Source organism: Comamonas sp. C11, assembly GCF_024496285.1.
GTDB lineage: Bacteria > Pseudomonadota > Gammaproteobacteria > Burkholderiales > Burkholderiaceae_C > Comamonas > Comamonas testosteroni_F.
Window position 1 is genome coordinate 1,390,814 of record NZ_CP101743.1, and the last position, 15,324, is coordinate 1,406,137.

12 protein-coding genes are annotated in these 15,324 nt (G+C 63.8%); 4 read left to right on the forward strand and 8 right to left on the reverse strand.

The annotated features are described in order from the left end of the window. Positions 1-86 precede the first annotated feature (86 nt). Entirely contained in the window at positions 87-950 is an 864-nt protein-coding gene (locus NOX35_RS06395; RefSeq protein WP_256496133.1) for an alpha/beta hydrolase, read from the reverse strand. Between the two features lie 184 nt (positions 951-1,134). Between NOX35_RS06395 and NOX35_RS06400 the strand changes: the two genes are divergently transcribed. After that, positions 1,135-2,010: a methylglyoxal synthase gene (locus NOX35_RS06400; protein ID WP_182286050.1), complete on the forward strand. Its 876-nt coding sequence runs from the start codon at positions 1,135-1,137 to the stop codon at positions 2,008-2,010. Positions 2,011-2,026: 16 nt separating this feature from the next. On the opposite strand, the gene NOX35_RS06405 is transcribed toward NOX35_RS06400, so the two are convergent. The 3 genes from NOX35_RS06405 to NOX35_RS06415 all read right to left on the reverse strand — a co-directional run bounded on the left by NOX35_RS06405 (position 2,027) and on the right by NOX35_RS06415 (position 4,042). Then, the gene (locus NOX35_RS06405) at positions 2,027-2,392 is read right to left on the reverse strand and encodes a DUF5329 domain-containing protein (protein WP_182286051.1); all 366 of its coding nucleotides are present in this window, start codon (positions 2,390-2,392) and stop codon (positions 2,027-2,029) included. A 94-nt stretch (positions 2,393-2,486) separates the two neighbouring features. Next, on the reverse strand, positions 2,487-2,924 hold the full coding sequence (locus tag NOX35_RS06410; RefSeq protein WP_256496136.1) for a cupin domain-containing protein: 438 nt from the start codon (positions 2,922-2,924) through the stop codon (positions 2,487-2,489). A 176-nt stretch (positions 2,925-3,100) separates the two neighbouring features. Beyond that, entirely contained in the window at positions 3,101-4,042 is a 942-nt protein-coding gene (locus tag NOX35_RS06415) for a tripartite tricarboxylate transporter substrate binding protein (protein WP_256496137.1), read from the reverse strand. 443 nt (positions 4,043-4,485) lie between these two features. On the opposite strand from NOX35_RS06415, the gene NOX35_RS06420 reads away from it, so the two are divergent. Continuing rightward, complete coding sequence (locus tag NOX35_RS06420) at positions 4,486-7,191, forward strand: HAD-IC family P-type ATPase (RefSeq protein WP_256496139.1); 2,706 nt, start codon at positions 4,486-4,488, stop codon at positions 7,189-7,191. Positions 7,192-7,293: 102 nt separating this feature from the next. Here NOX35_RS06420 and gdhA read toward each other — a convergent pair whose 3' ends face one another. Then, on the reverse strand, positions 7,294-8,640 hold the full coding sequence (gdhA, locus tag NOX35_RS06425; RefSeq protein ID WP_182286055.1) for an NADP-specific glutamate dehydrogenase: 1,347 nt from the start codon (positions 8,638-8,640) through the stop codon (positions 7,294-7,296). A 524-nt stretch (positions 8,641-9,164) separates the two neighbouring features. Here gdhA and NOX35_RS06430 point away from each other — a divergent pair. Both NOX35_RS06430 and NOX35_RS06435 read left to right on the forward strand, forming a co-directional pair. Beyond that, positions 9,165-10,661, forward strand: a complete 1,497-nt coding sequence (locus tag NOX35_RS06430) for an MFS transporter (RefSeq protein WP_256496141.1) — start codon at positions 9,165-9,167, stop codon at positions 10,659-10,661. Beyond that, positions 10,658-11,362 carry an aspartate/glutamate racemase family protein gene (locus tag NOX35_RS06435; RefSeq protein ID WP_182286057.1) on the forward strand — a complete coding sequence of 235 codons (705 nt, stop codon included), beginning with the start codon at positions 10,658-10,660 and terminating at the stop codon, positions 11,360-11,362. The genes NOX35_RS06430 and NOX35_RS06435 overlap by 4 nt, the downstream gene beginning before the upstream one ends. A gap of 99 nt (positions 11,363-11,461) precedes the next feature. Here the strand turns inward: NOX35_RS06435 and NOX35_RS06440 are convergent, their stop codons facing one another. The 3 genes from NOX35_RS06440 to NOX35_RS06450 all read right to left on the reverse strand — a co-directional run bounded on the left by NOX35_RS06440 (position 11,462) and on the right by NOX35_RS06450 (position 15,032). After that, on the reverse strand, positions 11,462-12,334 hold the full coding sequence (locus tag NOX35_RS06440; RefSeq protein ID WP_256496143.1) for a MurR/RpiR family transcriptional regulator: 873 nt from the start codon (positions 12,332-12,334) through the stop codon (positions 11,462-11,464). A gap of 98 nt (positions 12,335-12,432) precedes the next feature. After that, a complete protein-coding gene (gene mutL, locus NOX35_RS06445) occupies positions 12,433-14,673 on the reverse strand; it encodes a DNA mismatch repair endonuclease MutL (RefSeq protein WP_256496145.1) in 2,241 nt (746 codons plus the stop codon). 113 nt (positions 14,674-14,786) lie between these two features. Continuing rightward, the gene (locus NOX35_RS06450; RefSeq protein WP_182286060.1) at positions 14,787-15,032 is read right to left on the reverse strand and encodes a hypothetical protein; all 246 of its coding nucleotides are present in this window, start codon (positions 15,030-15,032) and stop codon (positions 14,787-14,789) included. Positions 15,033-15,324 lie beyond the last annotated feature (292 nt).

The window sequence follows — 15,324 nt, forward strand, 5'->3', positions numbered from 1 at the left end:
GGCAGGCGGAGCAGACATAGCCAGACAGACTAGCAGAACCTGCCCATTGATCCGTATGCTGACGAGACAGTATGTGGCGATGCCGCTCAGCGCGGATTCAGGCCGAACAGCTCATGCAGTGCCTGGCGATATTGCACCAGTGCCTTGGACTGGGTGTTGTGATGGCTGGCGCCCTCGACCAGGATCAGGCGCTTGGGCTCGCGCGCCGCATCGAACAGCTGCTGGCCCAGCCGGGCCGGAATCAGCGGGTCTGCCGTGCCGTGCACGACCAGCAGCGGCGAGCCGATGTCCGCCACTCTGCCTACCGAGTTGAAACGCTGCGTGATCAACCAGTTCACGGGCAACCAGCCCCAGCGCATGGAGTCGAACACATCGGGAATGCTGGTGAAGGTGGACTCGACCAGCACCCCGCTTTCGTCCTTGACGGAGCTGGCCAGGTCGATGGCGACGGCGCCGCCCAGCGAGTGGCCGAAGATATAGCGCGGCCTGCCTGCGGCCTGTCGGCCCAGCCAGTCCCAGGCGGCGCGCGCATCCTCGGCGGCCGAGGCCTGCGAGGGCAGGGCCGGGCTGCTCTTGCCAAAGCCGCGGTAGTCCACGGCCAGCACCGAAAAGCCCATGGCCTGCAGGCGCCGTATGCGTGGCGAGGAGCCCGTCACATTCCAGCGCGCTCCATGCAGAAACAGCAGCAGCGGGGCTCGTGCATCGCTGGATGGCATCCAGAGGGCGTGCAGCCTGGCGGCGCTGCCATCGCGGCTGCGAAACGCTATCCATTGTTCCTGCATGCCGGCAGTGTTGGCTCCAGGCCAGCTGCGGTCGCTGGGCTGAAAAATCCAGACCCGCTGCCTGGCATCGAGCTCGCGCATGCCCCAGATCGCAAGCGCCAGCAGCAAGGCCAGGCCGAGTGCTGCCGCGATGCGGCGGGGGCTCCAGAAGCGTGAGGTCTTGGGCATGAGAAGAAGAGCGTCGGAAGAGAGCGGCTGTCAAGTGCTGTGCAAGTATGGCTGTCTGACCTGGCCCCAGTCATCTGGAGTGCATGAATTGGCGATATTCTTGCGGGTGTTTCAAGCCGCAAATGCATAGCTGGTTGCGCAGAGTTTGCGAGCGTTTGAAGCCTGTTTGAAGGATTAGTTCACTATGTCGATCTGCCTGGGTCTTGCCGCCAACAAACTCCACCACCAAACCGAGGACGCTGCGCTGTTTGCCCTGCTGCGCGCTTGCGAGGCCGGAATTCGCGAACTCAAGCTGGGCTTTCATACCGTGGGCCGCACCTATGACGCCATCACGGCGGCCAGCATGCTCCAGGGCTACAAAGGCCTGGTGCGCTACCCCTATGGCCGCGAGGGCGGGCTCATGAGGCTGGTGGCCGAGGTAGTGGGCATGGAGGGTGACGAGCGCACTCTCGATGGCGCCATCTACCTGATGGACCCGGTGGACCCGTCGTCCATCTTCCCCGAAGCCCTGGCCTTGAAGCGCCAGTGCGTGATTCACGGCAAGCCTTTTCTTTCCACGGTCGCCTCCACGCGTGACTGGATAGAGATGGAGCGCATTCACGCCGGCCTGACGCGCGACCGCAATGCCGACCGCTATCACGACTACGAAAACCAGACGCTGGCGCTGATTGCCCACGATGCCATGAAGCCCACCATGCTGGACTTTGCAGCACACAACTTCGAGTTGCTCAGCCGCTACCGCCGCCGCGTGGGTACCGGCACAACGGGGCAGAAACTCAACGAAATGGCCTGGAGCAAGGGCTGGCCTGCCGACAAGCCCTGGGTGGACCGCTACAACAGCGGTCCACTGGGCGGCGATGCGCAGATTGCCGATCTGGTACTGGAAAAGCGCTGCCACCGCGCCATCTTCTTCGAAGACCCGCATGTGGCACGCCAGCACGAAGCCGATATCCAGCTGCTGGAGCGTGCCGTGACCACGGTCACGCATGATGCGGTCTGCAGTACCTCGCCCCAGGTGGCGCAGCGCTGGTGTGATGCGGCCGTCAAGCGCGCAGGCTGAGGCGGGGTGCTGAGCGCTACTGGCGGTTGCGGTAGCGCCTGAGTTCGGCCTGCAGCCAGCTGGCGCTGGCCTCGGCCTCCTTGCCGCTGCAGCGCACCTGGTAGGGCTTGTGGCTGATGCTGCTCTCCGTGCCTGCGCGGGCAATGAAGTCCTCGGCCGTGGCCACCCAGCCCTTTTTGAGCAGATAGTCGTATTTGCCGCGCAGATGCTCGGCTGCCTTGGCGCTGTCATGCCAGCTGCCATTGCGCTGGAACTCGCAGCCCGAGGCTTTGAGGTGGCCGATCAGGTACTCGATCTCCTGAGTCGCGGCGGGTGTGGGCGATGCGGCAAGGCTCAAGCTGCAGGCTGCACCCAGCAGCAAGGCGGTAACGGTGTGCTTCATGTGGGGTGATCCTACAGAAGAAGAGCCGAGCAAGGAACAAAGGCCGCAGCAATGGACTGCGGCCTTGTTTTGGACGGTCGAAGCCGTGCGCTGCTCAGGGGGCCGGTGTGGCCAGAGGCTTGCCCTTTTCCACGACATACACGCCAATCAGCTTGACCGTGCCATTGCTGGCGTTGTGTGCATCATGAATCACACCAGCGGGCACGACAAAGGTCTCGCCGGCCTTGAGCGTGCGCGGCGGCTGGCCGTCGATCAGCAGATCGACCTCACCCTCGCTGATATAGCTGATCTCGTCGCCGGGGTGGGTGTGGCGACCCGCGCGCGAGCCTGGGGCGACCTCCACCTTGGCTACCAAGGCTTCGCGACCCGGCACCGAAACATCGGCCTTGCCGACCATGGTCCGGGACAGGCCTCCGGTTTGGGCCGCACCCGGCTGGGCCGCTGCAGCCTGGGCCAGGGCATTCTGGCTGAACAGCATGAAGGCGCTGCTGCAAAGCAGCGTCGAAAAGCTGGCGCGGCGAATCAAGGACATGAAATTACCCTCCAAAGTTCTGACAGAGACTCGTTGTGAAATCTGTCACTTGTACCGGGAAGGAGCGCGGGCACGCCATGGGGGCAGCCCTAGTCGCAGGGGCGTCGAAAACAACCCGGGCGCGCTGATGCAAGGCCTTGCGGGCAGGAGAGCATATGGCGCTGCAGGTCGCCGCTTTAGTTGTCGCCCGTGATCCTGGCGAACTTCACCAGCTCGGCGTATTTGTCCATGTCTGTGCGCATCACCTGGGCAAGGCTTTCATTGCCCTTGGCTGGCGGGGTCCCTGCTGCTTCCAGCTTCTGGCGGATGGCCGGGTCGGCAAGACCTGTCTGTACCGCTTTTTGCAGCTTGGCCAGCACTTCCGGGGGCAGGCCCTTGGGTGCCGCGAGGGCAAACCAGCCGCTCAGGGCATAGCCCTTGAGCGCGGGATGTTCCGCCAGCGCCGGAACCTCCTTGAGCGTGGCAATGCGGGTGGCCGTGGTGGCGCCCAGAATCCTGATCTTTCCGGACTGCGCCAGCGGCGCTGCGGCCATGGGCGAGAGGATGGCGAAGTCCAGGTTGCCGCCGCCCAGATCGCTGGTCATGGCCGGAGAGCCCTTGTAGGGTATGTGCACGAGGTAGACACCCGCAGTCTTCTTGATCAGCTCTCCCGAAAAATGCGGCGTCGAGCCGATGCCGGGGCTGCCGTAGCTGTATTTGCCTGGGTTGGCCTTGGCCAGTTTGACGAAGTCATCCACGGTTTTGACAGGAACATGCGCACCGGCTACCCACAGATTGGGGGCCAGGGCGGTCAGGCTCACCGGGGTCAGGTCCACCGCCGGGTCGTACTTCTGCGCGGCATTCACAAACTTGGTGCCCACCATTTCGTTGCTGGAGCCGGCCAGCAAGGTGTAGCCGTCGGGCTTGGCCGATACCACGCGCTGCGCTCCCACCACGCCTGCGGCGCCCGGCACGTTCTCGACCACGACAGTGGCGTTCAACTGCCTGGCCAGCATGTCCCCGACCACGCGGCCGACCATGTCGACGGAGCCACCCGGGGCATAGCCAATCACGATGCGGATGGGCTTGCTGGGATAGGCATCCTGTGCCTGCGCCGCCCCTGCGAACATGCTGGTCATGGCACAGGCGATGCAAAGTCGGCGGGAAAGAGTGGCGCGTTCTGGATTCATAAGTCCCACAACTATTTGTGGTGAAGGTTGATTCAGTGATTGACGTTGAATTGCTCAACAAAACTTAATTAATTGTCATAAAGTTTCATATGAGTAGGAATACATGAAAACCATCGGTTCATATGAACTTCAGCTGGTGCCTGGCGCCGGTAGAGCTGGCTGAACCAGCTTCAGGGCGCACCGCCGAGACTGAAAGTCAGATTTCGCGGCAGTGTGGGCCGGCGCAGGCAATCAGCCCGTTGCAGTCAATCAATGATCGATATTCCTGCTCATAGTCAGTGGCAAGGCGCTGTCGAGCGCATACCATGCAAGGGCGCGTTCTCCGCGGTAGCCGCCAACCGGGCACAGATCCGGCTCACAAGCGTTTCAGTTGAATCGTCAGGGAGTCTCAGATGCAGGAACAGAACCGCGTTGCCGCCTGGCACGCGTTGGCTACCGATGCCGTACTCACTCAATTGCAATCGACTGCCGCCGGACTGAGCTCCGACGAGGCCTGGGAGCGCCTGCAGCAGCAGGGCCCGAATGCCCTGCCTGCCGCCGCTTCGCGCAGCATGCTGGCCCGCTTTCTGTCGCAGTTCAACAATCTGCTGATCTATGTGCTGCTGGGATCGGCCGTCGTTACCGCACTGCTGCAGCATTGGGTCGATACGGGGGTGATCCTCGCGGTGGTGCTGATCAATGCGGTCTTCGGATTCGTGCAGGAAGGCCGTGCCGAGAGGGCGCTGGACGCCGTGAAGGCCATGGTTTCCAGCCGGGCCAATGTGCTGCGCGACGGCTTGCGCATGGCGGTGCCTGCGGAAGAACTTGTCGCCGGCGACTGCGTGCTGCTCGAGGCTGGCGATCGCGTCCCGGCCGATCTGCGCCTGCTGCGCGCCAGCAGCCTGAAGCTGGACGAGGCCATGCTGACCGGGGAATCGGTGGCCGTCGACAAGTCGGCCGATCCGGTGGCTGTCGATGCCGCTCTCGGCGACCGCTTTTCCATGGCCTATTCCGGCACCCTGGTGGCTGCCGGGCAAGGACTGGGCGTGGTGGTGGCCACAGGCCCGCGTACCGAGCTGGGTCTGATCAGCACCATGCTGGGCTCGGTGCAGACACTGGCCACCCCGCTGACGCGGCTCATGGACCGCTTCGCGCGTCAGCTCACCATCACCATACTGAGCCTGTCCGCGCTGATGTTCTGCTTCGCACTATGGGTGCGTGACTTCGACACGGCCGACGCCTTCATCGCCGTGGTGGGGATTGCCGTATCGGCCATCCCCGAAGGCCTGCCCGTGGTCATGACGATTGCGCTGGCCATTGGGGTGCAGCGCATGGCCGCACGCTACGCCATCGTGCGCAACCTGCCGGCGGTGGAGACACTGGGCGCCGTCTCCGTCATCTGCTCCGACAAGACCGGCACTTTGACGCGCAATGAAATGAGCGTGCGTGCCGTGGTGCTGCCCGGGGCCAGCTTTGGCATAGAAGGCGAGGGCTATGCGCCCCAGGGGCGTTTCACCCTGGCGGGCGAGGAGATCGAGCCTGCGCAGCATCCGCAGCTGCTGCACTTTGCCGCAGGCGCGGCGCTTTGCAACGACGCCCATGTAAGACATGCCGAAGGCAAGGTCTGGGCAGTCGAAGGCGACCCCATGGAGGGGGCTCTGGTGGTGCTGGCGGCACGTGCCGGCCTGGATGTGGATCGGCTGCGTCAGGACTGGCTCCGGCTCGACGAAGTTCCCTTTGATGCCGTCCACCGCTACATGGCCACTCTGCACCGCCCAGTTGATGCTCCAGCCGCGGTTTTCGTCAAAGGGGCTCCGGAGCAGGTGCTTGCCATGTGCCGCGACCAGCAGGGAGCAGAAGGCGTGCAGGCGCTGGACGCAGCCTATTGGCTGGAGCAGGTCGATGTCTTGGCCGCCAAAGGCTATCGCGTGCTGGCTCTGGCCAGCCGTGTCCCGGCAGATGGAAAGGACTGCGTGGACATGGCCGACGTCAAGGACCTCACTCTTCTTGGCGTGCTGGGCATGATAGATCCGCCGCGAGAATCGGCAAAGGAGGCCGTGCGTGAATGCCGCAGCGCTGGAATTGCCGTGAAGATGATCACCGGCGATCATGCAGCCACCGCTGCCGCCATTGCCAGGGAGCTGGCGCTGGCCGACACCATCCGCGTCACCTCGGGCCATGAGCTGGACGGACTGAACGATGCCCAGCTGATCGATGTGGCCAGAGCCTCCACGGTATTCGCCCGCACCAGCCCGGAACACAAGCTGCGCCTGGTGCAGGCCCTGCAGGCAGATCGCAGCGTCATCGCCATGACCGGTGACGGCGTCAACGACGCGCCGGCGCTCAAGCGGGCCGACATCGGCGTGGCCATGGGCATTACCGGCACGGCCGCGGCCAAGGAGGCAGCGGGCATGGTGCTGGCCGACGACAACTTTGCCACCATCGTCGCTGCCGTCAAGGAAGGACGCACCGTCTACGAAAACCTGCGCAAGGTCATTGCCTGGACCCTGCCGACCAACGGCGGCCAGGCCATTGTCATCATCGTCGCCATCCTGCTGGGCTTGTCGCTGCCGGTCACTCCAGTGCAGATTCTCTGGGTCAATCTGGTCACTGCCGTGGCCCTGGGCTTGACGCTGGCCTTCGAGCCGCCCGAAGCCACGCTGATGCGGCGCAAGCCGCGCTCGCCTGACGAGCAACTGCTGCAGCCCTATCTGCTGTGGCGCGTCGCCCTGGTCTCGGTGCTGTTTGCCTTGGGCTGCTTCGGCATGTTCGAGTGGTCGCTGCGCCGTGGTGACTCGGTCGAATTGGCCCGCACCATCGTGGTCAATGCGCTGGTGATCATGGAGATCTTCTATCTGTTCAGCGTGCGCTACACGCAGGGAACATCGCTCAGCCTGCGCGGCGTCCTGGGCACCCCGGCAGTGCTGCTGGGCGTGGCCGGCGTCACTCTGGTGCAACTGCTGTTCACCTACACCCCGCCCATGCAGACGCTGTTCGACAGCCGTCCTGTAGACCTGGAGGCCGGACTGCTGGCCATGGGGCTGGGTGTGGTCCTGCTGCTGTTGCTGGAAGTCGAGAAGCTCCTGATACGCTGGATGAGACTGGGCGTGCGGGCCTAGGGGGCAGGGCCTGCGGCGCTCTGGCGGCCGCTTCACCGCCTGGCTGCGGGCATGAAAAAAGGCCCCGAAGGGCCTTTCTTGCGAGTGACGAGCGCCTGACGCTCAGATCACGCCTTGTGCCAGCATGGCGTCGGCCACCTTCACAAAGCCGGCGATATTGGCGCCGTCGATGTAGCTGATGGTGCCGTCTTCGCGCTTGCCGTGCTTCACGCAGGCAGCGTGGATGCTTTGCATGATTTGCAGCAGACGTGCATCCACTTCTTCGGCAGGCCAGGACAGGCGGGCCGAGTTTTGCGACATTTCCAGGCCGGAAGTGGCAACGCCGCCGGCGTTGGATGCCTTGCCGGGTGCGTACAGCACGCCGGCAGTTTCGAAAGCGCGTGCGGCTTCGTTGGTGGAGGGCATGTTCGCGCCTTCAGCCACGCACAGCACGCCGTTGGCGATCAGGGTCTTGGCATCGGCTTCGTTCAGTTCGTTCTGGGTGGCGCAAGGCAGGGCCACGTCCACCTTGATGGACCAGGGGCTCTTGCCGGCCAGGAATTCCACGCCGGAAACCAGCTTGGCGTAGTCGCTGACGCGGCCGTACTTGTGGTTCTTCACATCCATCAGGATGGCCAGCTTTTCGGTGGTGAAACCGGCGGCGTCATACACGGTGCCCGAGGAGTCGGACACGGTCACGACCTTGGCGCCCAGTTCCATGGCCTTTTCCACGGCGTACTGAGCCACATTGCCCGAACCGGACACGGACACGGTCTTGCCTTCAAAGGACTGGCCGCGAGTGGCCAGCATTTCACGGGCGAAATACACGGTGCCGTAGCCAGTGGCTTCGGGACGGATCAGCGAGCCGCCGAAGGACAGACCCTTGCCCGTGAACACGGAAGCCGCAGTGTTCGACAGCTTTTTGTACATGCCGGCCATATAGCCCACTTCACGGCCGCCCACGCCGATGTCGCCTGCCGGCACATCGGTGTCGGGGCCCACGTGGCGGAACAGCTCGGACACGAAAGCCTGGCAGAAGCGCATGACTTCGGCAGGGCTCTTGCCCTTGGGGTCGAAATCGGAGCCGCCCTTGCCGCCGCCCATGGGCAGAGTGGTCAGTGCGTTCTTGAAGGTCTGCTCGAAAGCCAGGAACTTCAGCACGGACTGGTTGACCGAGGGGTGGAAGCGCAGACCGCCCTTGAAGGGGCCGATGGCCATGCTGTGCTGGATGCGGAAGCCGCGGTTCACCTGCACCTGGCCCTTGTCGTCGGTCCAGCTCACGCGGAACTGGATGATGCGCTCGGGCTCGACCAGGCGCTCCAGCAGGGCGTGCTCGGCGTATTTGGGGTTCTTCTCGATGAAGGGCCACAGGCTTTCCATCACTTCGGTGACGGCTTGCAGGAATTCGGGCTGACCGGGGTTGCGTTGTGCCACTTCTTCCAGGAATTGGCCTACGGACTCGTACTTCATAGAGAACTTTCTGACAGGGACAGAGGAATGCGCTGAAACTCGCGAAAACAAAATTATGCCAAAAAGTTATGCACTCATGCATGGATTCGGTGCATGAGGGCGCAATTCTGGTGCGTGCATGCCCAAACTTGGAACATTGAATTCGCATTTATTCTTAGTTTTCAGGCACTTGGATGGTGCATTTGAAGTAAAGGATTTTTCATCGTCCTGTCGCAAAAATGGTCTGCTAGCCGCTTGGCACAGCGTTGTCCGGCAGAAAAACTGGCGCCATGCGTGCGCCGGCATCGTTCTGTGATAGCACCGAAGTGGTGCGTGTGAATTCAGGCACGCAATCTGCAGTTGTGAAATTGTTTTTTCATCAAGGCCGTCACATGAGCCTGGGGCTGGCCTCTTTCACCAATCATCGGGGCTGGGTAAACGTGGATTTGAAAAAATATTTTCATAATTTCAAATATGAAAAATATATTTCTAGTTCGACTTGCCGGCCCAGTGCCTGGGCGGTCATCAGCACACAGGAGGTGGATATGGCAGGTGAAATCCCCGTGACGTCCTCGGCGTCAGGCAAGGCCAGTGCGGCGCAGATGCAGCAGCTGGAAAACGCGCTCAACCAGATCGGTGTGACGCGCTCGCACAAAAGCATCATCTTTCTGGTGGTCTGCGGCGTGCTCTTCGATGTGTTTGAACAGAACGCGGTCGGCCTGGTCGGCCCCCTGCTGCGGCAGCAATGGGGGCTGGACGCGACGGACATTGCTTTTCTCAACACCATCACTTTCTTTGCCGCCGCCATGGGGCGCTTGCTGTCGGGCTACCTGGCCGATCGCATGGGGCGGCGCTTCATGCTCAATGTGAATCTGGCGCTGTTCACGTTGGGGGCCGTCGGCTGCGCACTGGCACCCGATTACGCTTTCCTCGCCGTGGCGCGTGCCATCGTGGGCTTTGGTCTGGGCGGCGAAATCACCACGGCCGTGACCATGCTGGCCGAGTTCTGTTCGGCCCGCTTTCGCGGCACGGCAGTCGGTCTCATCAATGTGGGCGGCGGCGGTCTGGGCAATATGCTGGCGCCGGCATTTGCGCTGGGCGTGTTCACGCTGTTCCCGGGCGATGATTCCTGGCGCTGGCTGTTCGGCTGTCTGGTCATGCCGGCCATCTTCATCGTGTTCTACCGCCGCTTTGTGCCGGAGACGCCGCGCTTTCTGCTCTCCAAGGGGCGGGTCGAGGAAGCCAACCAGGTGCTGAGCATGCTGGCGGCCGGCAAGCTGGCCAATGCGCAGTATGAGTTGCGCGAGTTCATCAGCCTAGGCAGCGCTCAGGCGCAGACGGCTGCCGCGCAGACCGTGCAGCGCAGCTCTTTCACCGACATCTTCAGGGGCGGCTATGCGCGGCGCACTATTGCCGTGGGCGTGGCTTCGTGGATGACGTTTGGCGCGCAGCTCTCGGTGCTCACGCTGATGCCGACGATTCTGGTCGCCCAGGGCTACTCCATCACCAAGAGCTTCAGCTTCACCATCGTCATGCAGATGGGCAGCCTGGCCGGCGCTATCGCGGCATCGACCATGGGTTATTACTTTCCGCGCAAGCGGGTGCTGACGGTAGGGGCGATTGCAGCCTGTCTCGCGGGCCTGGCGTTCGGCAACTTCACCGATAGCGTGGCCATGATCCTGGTCTGCGGTGCACTGTTCCAATTCTGCGTGCTGACGCTCAATACCTCCATCTGGATCTTTGCGCCCGAGCTGTACCCCACGCGCATTCGTGCACTGGGCACTTCCTTCCTGCTGGCGCTGGGCACGATTGGCGGAGCCATGTCCCAGGTGCTGGCGGGCAAAATGTTCGACCTGCATGGCGTCTCCGGAATGTTCGGCATGATCGCGGCCATGTATTTCATCTTTGCGATTGCCGTGCAGTTTGCCCCCGAGACCTTCGGCCGCTCCATCGAGGAAGGCGCGGGCGGCGAATCCCATGCGCAGGAGGCGTCTGCCGCCGCTGCAGGCGTGCATGCCGGCAGTCAGGAGCGCACGGCATGAAAGCTGGCATGCATATTTTGCTGATCAACCCCAACACTTCGCAGCAGACCACGGCGCTGATGCTCAGACAGGCGCGGGTCTGCCTGCCGCCCGGCGTGCTGCTGCACGGCGCGACGGCCGAGCGTGGAGCGGCCATGATTACCGACGAGGCGGGGCTGCAGCTTGCCGAGCAGGAGGTGCTGCGCCTGGGTCTGGCCTTTGCCCGGGAAGATGAGAGTCAGGCTGGCCGGGCCATCATCGTGGCCGCGTTCGGCAATCCGGGGCTGGAATTGTTGAGAGCGGCCCTGCCGGCGGGGGTTGCCGCCTTTGGCATCGGCGAAGCCGCCATGTGGCAGGCCGCGCGGGACGAGCAGGGCGGCCCGCGCCGCTTTGGCATTGCGACGACCACGCCGGGGCTGGAGGCTTCAATTGCCGCCTCGGTCGCGGCGCTGGGCCTGACGCCCTGGTTCTGCGGCACGCGCATTGCGTTGGGCGAGCCGCTGGCGCTGGCTGCAGATCCGGCCTTGCAGTGTGAGCGCCTGGGCGATGCCGTGGCCCTATGCGTGCAGCGCGATGGCGCACAGGCCGTGGTGATCGGCGGCGGTCCGCTGTCCGAAGCCGCGCTGTGGCTGGCGCCGCGCTTTCAGGTGCCGGTGCTGTCGCCGGTTGTGGCCGCAGTGCAGGCAGCGCTTGCGAGCCTGGCGCTTGTCGCTACAAGCTGATTGCTATTGATTAAAGAGCTGTTTGCGCTCGTCATTTATTGATTTCATATTGAAAACCATATGAAATATATGAATAACAAGAGCAACAAGCTTTTGATTTCATAGCATCTCGTCCAGCGCATCATGGCTGGTCTCGATGGCCGCCATATGTCTGCGACCCGGCTGTCCGCTTTGCTGCAAGGTGGCGGTGGCAATCAGGTGGCAGAGCATGAAAAGCGCCGTGTGATTGTCCAGCGGTCCCGGCGCCGAGGTCTGCACGCGCAGCAGCCAGTCCGCCTCGGGGGCCGGGCTGGCATGGTCGGTGATGCAGATCAGGCGTGCGCCCAGCAGTCTGGCCTGGCGCGCGAACTCGCTGACCACGCGCACGCTGCGGCGCAGGGCAAAGATCACCACCACATCGTTTTCGCCGATCTGGGCCGCATATTCACCCAAGGTTTCGCCGGCGCCGGGAACGACCTGGCTGGGCATCTCGAGTGCCTGCAGCAGCTGCCAGCGCAGATAGGCGGCAAAGTTGCGGTTCTGGCGATAGCCCACGAAGAACAGCTGCCGGGCGCCGATCAGGGCCGTGGCGATGGCATCGAGCTGATCTGCAGAGATCTGTCCGATGGTGACGGCCAGATTCTCCGAGGCCTGGCGCAGATGCGTGGCGATCACATCCGCCGTGGGCCTGCCCTGGGCCGATGCGGCAGCCAGAAACAGTGGCGAGCCGTTGTCGCCCTGAGCGCGGGCATGGCGGCGTGCGTCCTCGTAGCCCTCGTAGCCCAGCCGCTGTATGAAGCGCGTGACCGTGGCATTCGATACCCCCGTGAGCTTGGCCATCTCGGCAGCCGTGTAGCTCGACAGATTGCCGGGAAAGTCCAGCAGGAATTCAGCCAGCCGCCGCTCCGACGGCGGCAGCTGCGGAAGGGCCGCACGCACGCGAGCAATGAAGGAATGGGCTTCGGCAGGTTCCGGGGTGGAGCTGGAGTTCATGGCGGGGAATGGCAGGCGGGCCCGCTGATCTCCCGGCCCGCTGTTTTGAACGATAACGGCAATGTAGCGGCTATTTAGCGGCTATTGCAGCCCTGTCATCAGCGCCCGCGCAGAAACAGTGCATCCAGCTCCTTCATGCTCAGCTGGCGCCAGGTGGGACGGCCGTGATTGCACTGGTCGGAGCGCTCGGTCACCTCCATCTGGCGCAGCAGCGCATTCATCTCGTCCAGCGTGAGCTTGCGGTTGGCGCGCACCGCGCCGTGGCAGGCCATGGTGGCCAGAATCTCGTTGCGCGCGCGCTGCACCACGGTGCTTGCGTCATGCTGGGCCAGTTCGGCCAGCACGCTGCGCGCCAGTTCCACGGCATCGCCCTGGGCCAGCGTGGCCGGCACGGCGCGCACGGCCAGGGTCTTGGGCGAGAAGGGTGAGACCTCCATGCCCAGGGTCAGCAACGTCTCGACATGGGCTTCGGCCGTGGCGACTTCCTCGGGCGTTGCGGCAAAGGTGGCGGGAATCAGCAGTGGCTGGCTGGGAATCTGTTCGTCGCCATTGACCGCATTCTTGAGCTGCTCATAGACGATGCGCTCGTGGGCGGCATGCATGTCCACGATGACCATGCCCTGGCTGTTTTCGGCCAGGATATAGACGCCGTGCAACTGGGCCACGGCCCGGCCCAGCGGCCAGACCGGGGCCGAGTCAGCCGCAGCCGTTACGGGTGGTCGTGTTGCCGGCGCTGCGGCATGTTCAGCAGTTTTCATGGCCGCAGCCGGCTCGACCGGGGCTGCAGCGTTGGCAACGATCTGCGTAGCGGCTGGCGCCTCCTGCATCTGGGGGGCTGGCGCTTTTCGCTGAAAGTAGCTGGACTGGCCCGAAGGGCGCAGCCTGATGCCTTCGTCCTCGGGCTGAGGCACGGGGCTTGGCATGGCCGTGGTGTTGGTGATCGTGGTCGCGCCGCTGGCAGATTCAGGTGTGGCGGGCGTCGCAGGCGTGGCAGCTGTGGCACTCGCGGGGGCTGGTGCCGCAGTCGCCATCTGCGGCACGGGTGCGGCCTGCGCAGTGGCTTCGCGCATGGGCTCCCAGAGCTTGGCCAGGTCGCGCACGGGGTTGCCGACGGCGGGTTCGCCAAAGCTCATGCGGGTTTGCGGCCAGGCCGGAGCTGCGGCGGGCTTGTTCGCCGATTTGGCCGGGATAGGCGTGGCAGCGCCGTCGTCGATCAGGCCGGGCTGGCGGGCGGCTTCCTGTGCCGCCGCCTCGACCACGGCTGCGGCGCGCGGCGTGGCCAGCGCGTTCTCGATCGCGTGGCGCACTGCCTGGTGGACTTCGCGGCTATCGCGAAAGCGCACCTCGATCTTGGTGGGGTGCACGTTCACATCTACGCGCGCGGGGTCGATCTCGATGTAGAGCGCGTAGACCGGCTGCTTGTTGCCATGCAGCACGTCTTCGTAAGCAGAGCGGGCCGCATGCGTCAATACCTTGTCGCGCACAAAGCGGCCGTTGACATAGCAGAACTGCTGGTCGGGACGCGAGCGCGCCGCGTCCGGGATGCCGGCGCGGCCCGTGACGTGGACGGGGCCTGCCCAGTGATCGACGGCCACCGAGTTGTCGACGAACTTGTCATTCAGCACATCGGCCAGGCGGCGCGACAAGGCTTCGTCGGGCGTGCTGCCGGCAGCGCGCCATTGCTCGACGAGCTTGCCTTCATGCCAGATGGCAAAGCCCACATCGGGGCGTGCCAGCGCATGGCGACGCACCGACTCTATGCAATGCGCGAGTTCGGTGGCATCGGTCTTGAGGAATTTGCGGCGCGCGGGCGTGGAGAAGAACAGCTCCTTGACCTCCACGGTCGTGCCCTGGTTGCGTGCGGCGGGACGCAGCTCGCCGCTGCGGGCGTCCAGCAGATAGGCCGAGTCCTGACCTGCTGGGCGCGAGAAGATGGAGGTTTCCGATACCGAGGCAATGGCGGCCAGTGCCTCGCCGCGAAAGCCCATGGTGGCCACGGTTTCCAGATCGTGCAGATCGCTGATCTTGCTGGTGGCATGGCGGCGCAGGGCCACGGGCAGCTCGTCTCGCGGGATGCCGCAGCCGTCGTCTTCCACCGAGATCAGGCGCACGCCGCCGGCCAGCAGGCGCACGGTGATCTGGCCGGCGCCCGAGTCCAGAGCGTTGTCCACCAGTTCACGCACCACGGAGGCGGGGCGCTCGACCACCTCGCCGGCAGCGATCTGGCTGATCAGCTCGTCGGGCAGGTCGCGAATCGGCCGGCGCACGGGGGCAGCCTGGTCGGCGGTTTCGGTAGGGGAGGGGGGGAGTTCGGGGCTGGTTGCGTTCACGGCAACCATTCTAGGCGGCTGTACAAACCGGCCGGCAAGTGAGTTTTTTGGAGGGCGAAAACACAAAGAGCTGCCGGAATACTTCTGGCAGCTCTTTGTTCAGCCCGCGGCGATTGCAGGGCTTAGCGGTGGCGGTAGCCGCCCTTGGTCAGTTCGTTACCGATCAGCGCACCGGCGGCCGCACCGCCGATGGTGCCCACGGGGCCGCCAAACAGCACGTTGCCCACGGCACCGCCGGCCACGGCACCTGCGCCGATACCGACTTGCTGACGGCTGGGGCCATGGGCGCAGCCGCCCAGAGCCAGGGCGCCGGTCAGTGCGGCTGCCAGAGTCAGGGCCTTGCCATAGCGCATTGTGAATGTCTTCATGTTCGTATTCCTCTCGTCGTGCTAGTTATGGAAAGCGGTCTGGTCTCTGTGCCCACTCCTGCACATGCGGGAGGCTGGAGATGCCGGACTTTGTTGGCCAGGGGCCGATGTCGTGATTTGCAATGCACGGCTTGCGGCGACACATCTCTACTGTGCCAGCAGAAATGGCAAGCTGACGTATTGTTGACGTTTAGTTTTATCAAAACTTGTAACAAACCAGCATTAAAAGGCCGGCCTTGTTGCAGTCTGCAAGCAGCTGTGAGTTTGCTCTCAAAAACATGGCACTCCAGCA

What these genes read in the sequence shown, in the direction of transcription:
- NOX35_RS06395 (WP_256496133.1), bottom strand. Translation starts at nt 950, where the DNA reads ATGCCCAAGACCTCACGCTTCTGGAGCCCCCGCCGCATCGCGGCAGCA.
- NOX35_RS06400 (WP_182286050.1), top strand. Translation starts at nt 1,135, where the DNA reads ATGTCGATCTGCCTGGGTCTTGCCGCCAACAAACTCCACCACCAAACC.
- NOX35_RS06405 (WP_182286051.1), bottom strand. Translation starts at nt 2,392, where the DNA reads ATGAAGCACACCGTTACCGCCTTGCTGCTGGGTGCAGCCTGCAGCTTG.
- NOX35_RS06410 (WP_256496136.1), bottom strand. Translation starts at nt 2,924, where the DNA reads ATGTCCTTGATTCGCCGCGCCAGCTTTTCGACGCTGCTTTGCAGCAGC.
- NOX35_RS06415 (WP_256496137.1), bottom strand. Translation starts at nt 4,042, where the DNA reads ATGACCAGCATGTTCGCAGGGGCGGCGCAGGCACAGGATGCCTATCCC.
- NOX35_RS06420 (WP_256496139.1), top strand. Translation starts at nt 4,486, where the DNA reads ATGCAGGAACAGAACCGCGTTGCCGCCTGGCACGCGTTGGCTACCGAT.
- gdhA (WP_182286055.1), bottom strand. Translation starts at nt 8,640, where the DNA reads ATGAAGTACGAGTCCGTAGGCCAATTCCTGGAAGAAGTGGCACAACGC.
- NOX35_RS06430 (WP_256496141.1), top strand. Translation starts at nt 9,165, where the DNA reads ATGGCAGGTGAAATCCCCGTGACGTCCTCGGCGTCAGGCAAGGCCAGT.
- NOX35_RS06435 (WP_182286057.1), top strand. Translation starts at nt 10,658, where the DNA reads ATGAAAGCTGGCATGCATATTTTGCTGATCAACCCCAACACTTCGCAG.
- NOX35_RS06440 (WP_256496143.1), bottom strand. Translation starts at nt 12,334, where the DNA reads ATGAACTCCAGCTCCACCCCGGAACCTGCCGAAGCCCATTCCTTCATT.
- mutL (WP_256496145.1), bottom strand. Translation starts at nt 14,673, where the DNA reads ATGGTTGCCGTGAACGCAACCAGCCCCGAACTCCCCCCCTCCCCTACC.
- NOX35_RS06450 (WP_182286060.1), bottom strand. Translation starts at nt 15,032, where the DNA reads ATGAAGACATTCACAATGCGCTATGGCAAGGCCCTGACTCTGGCAGCC.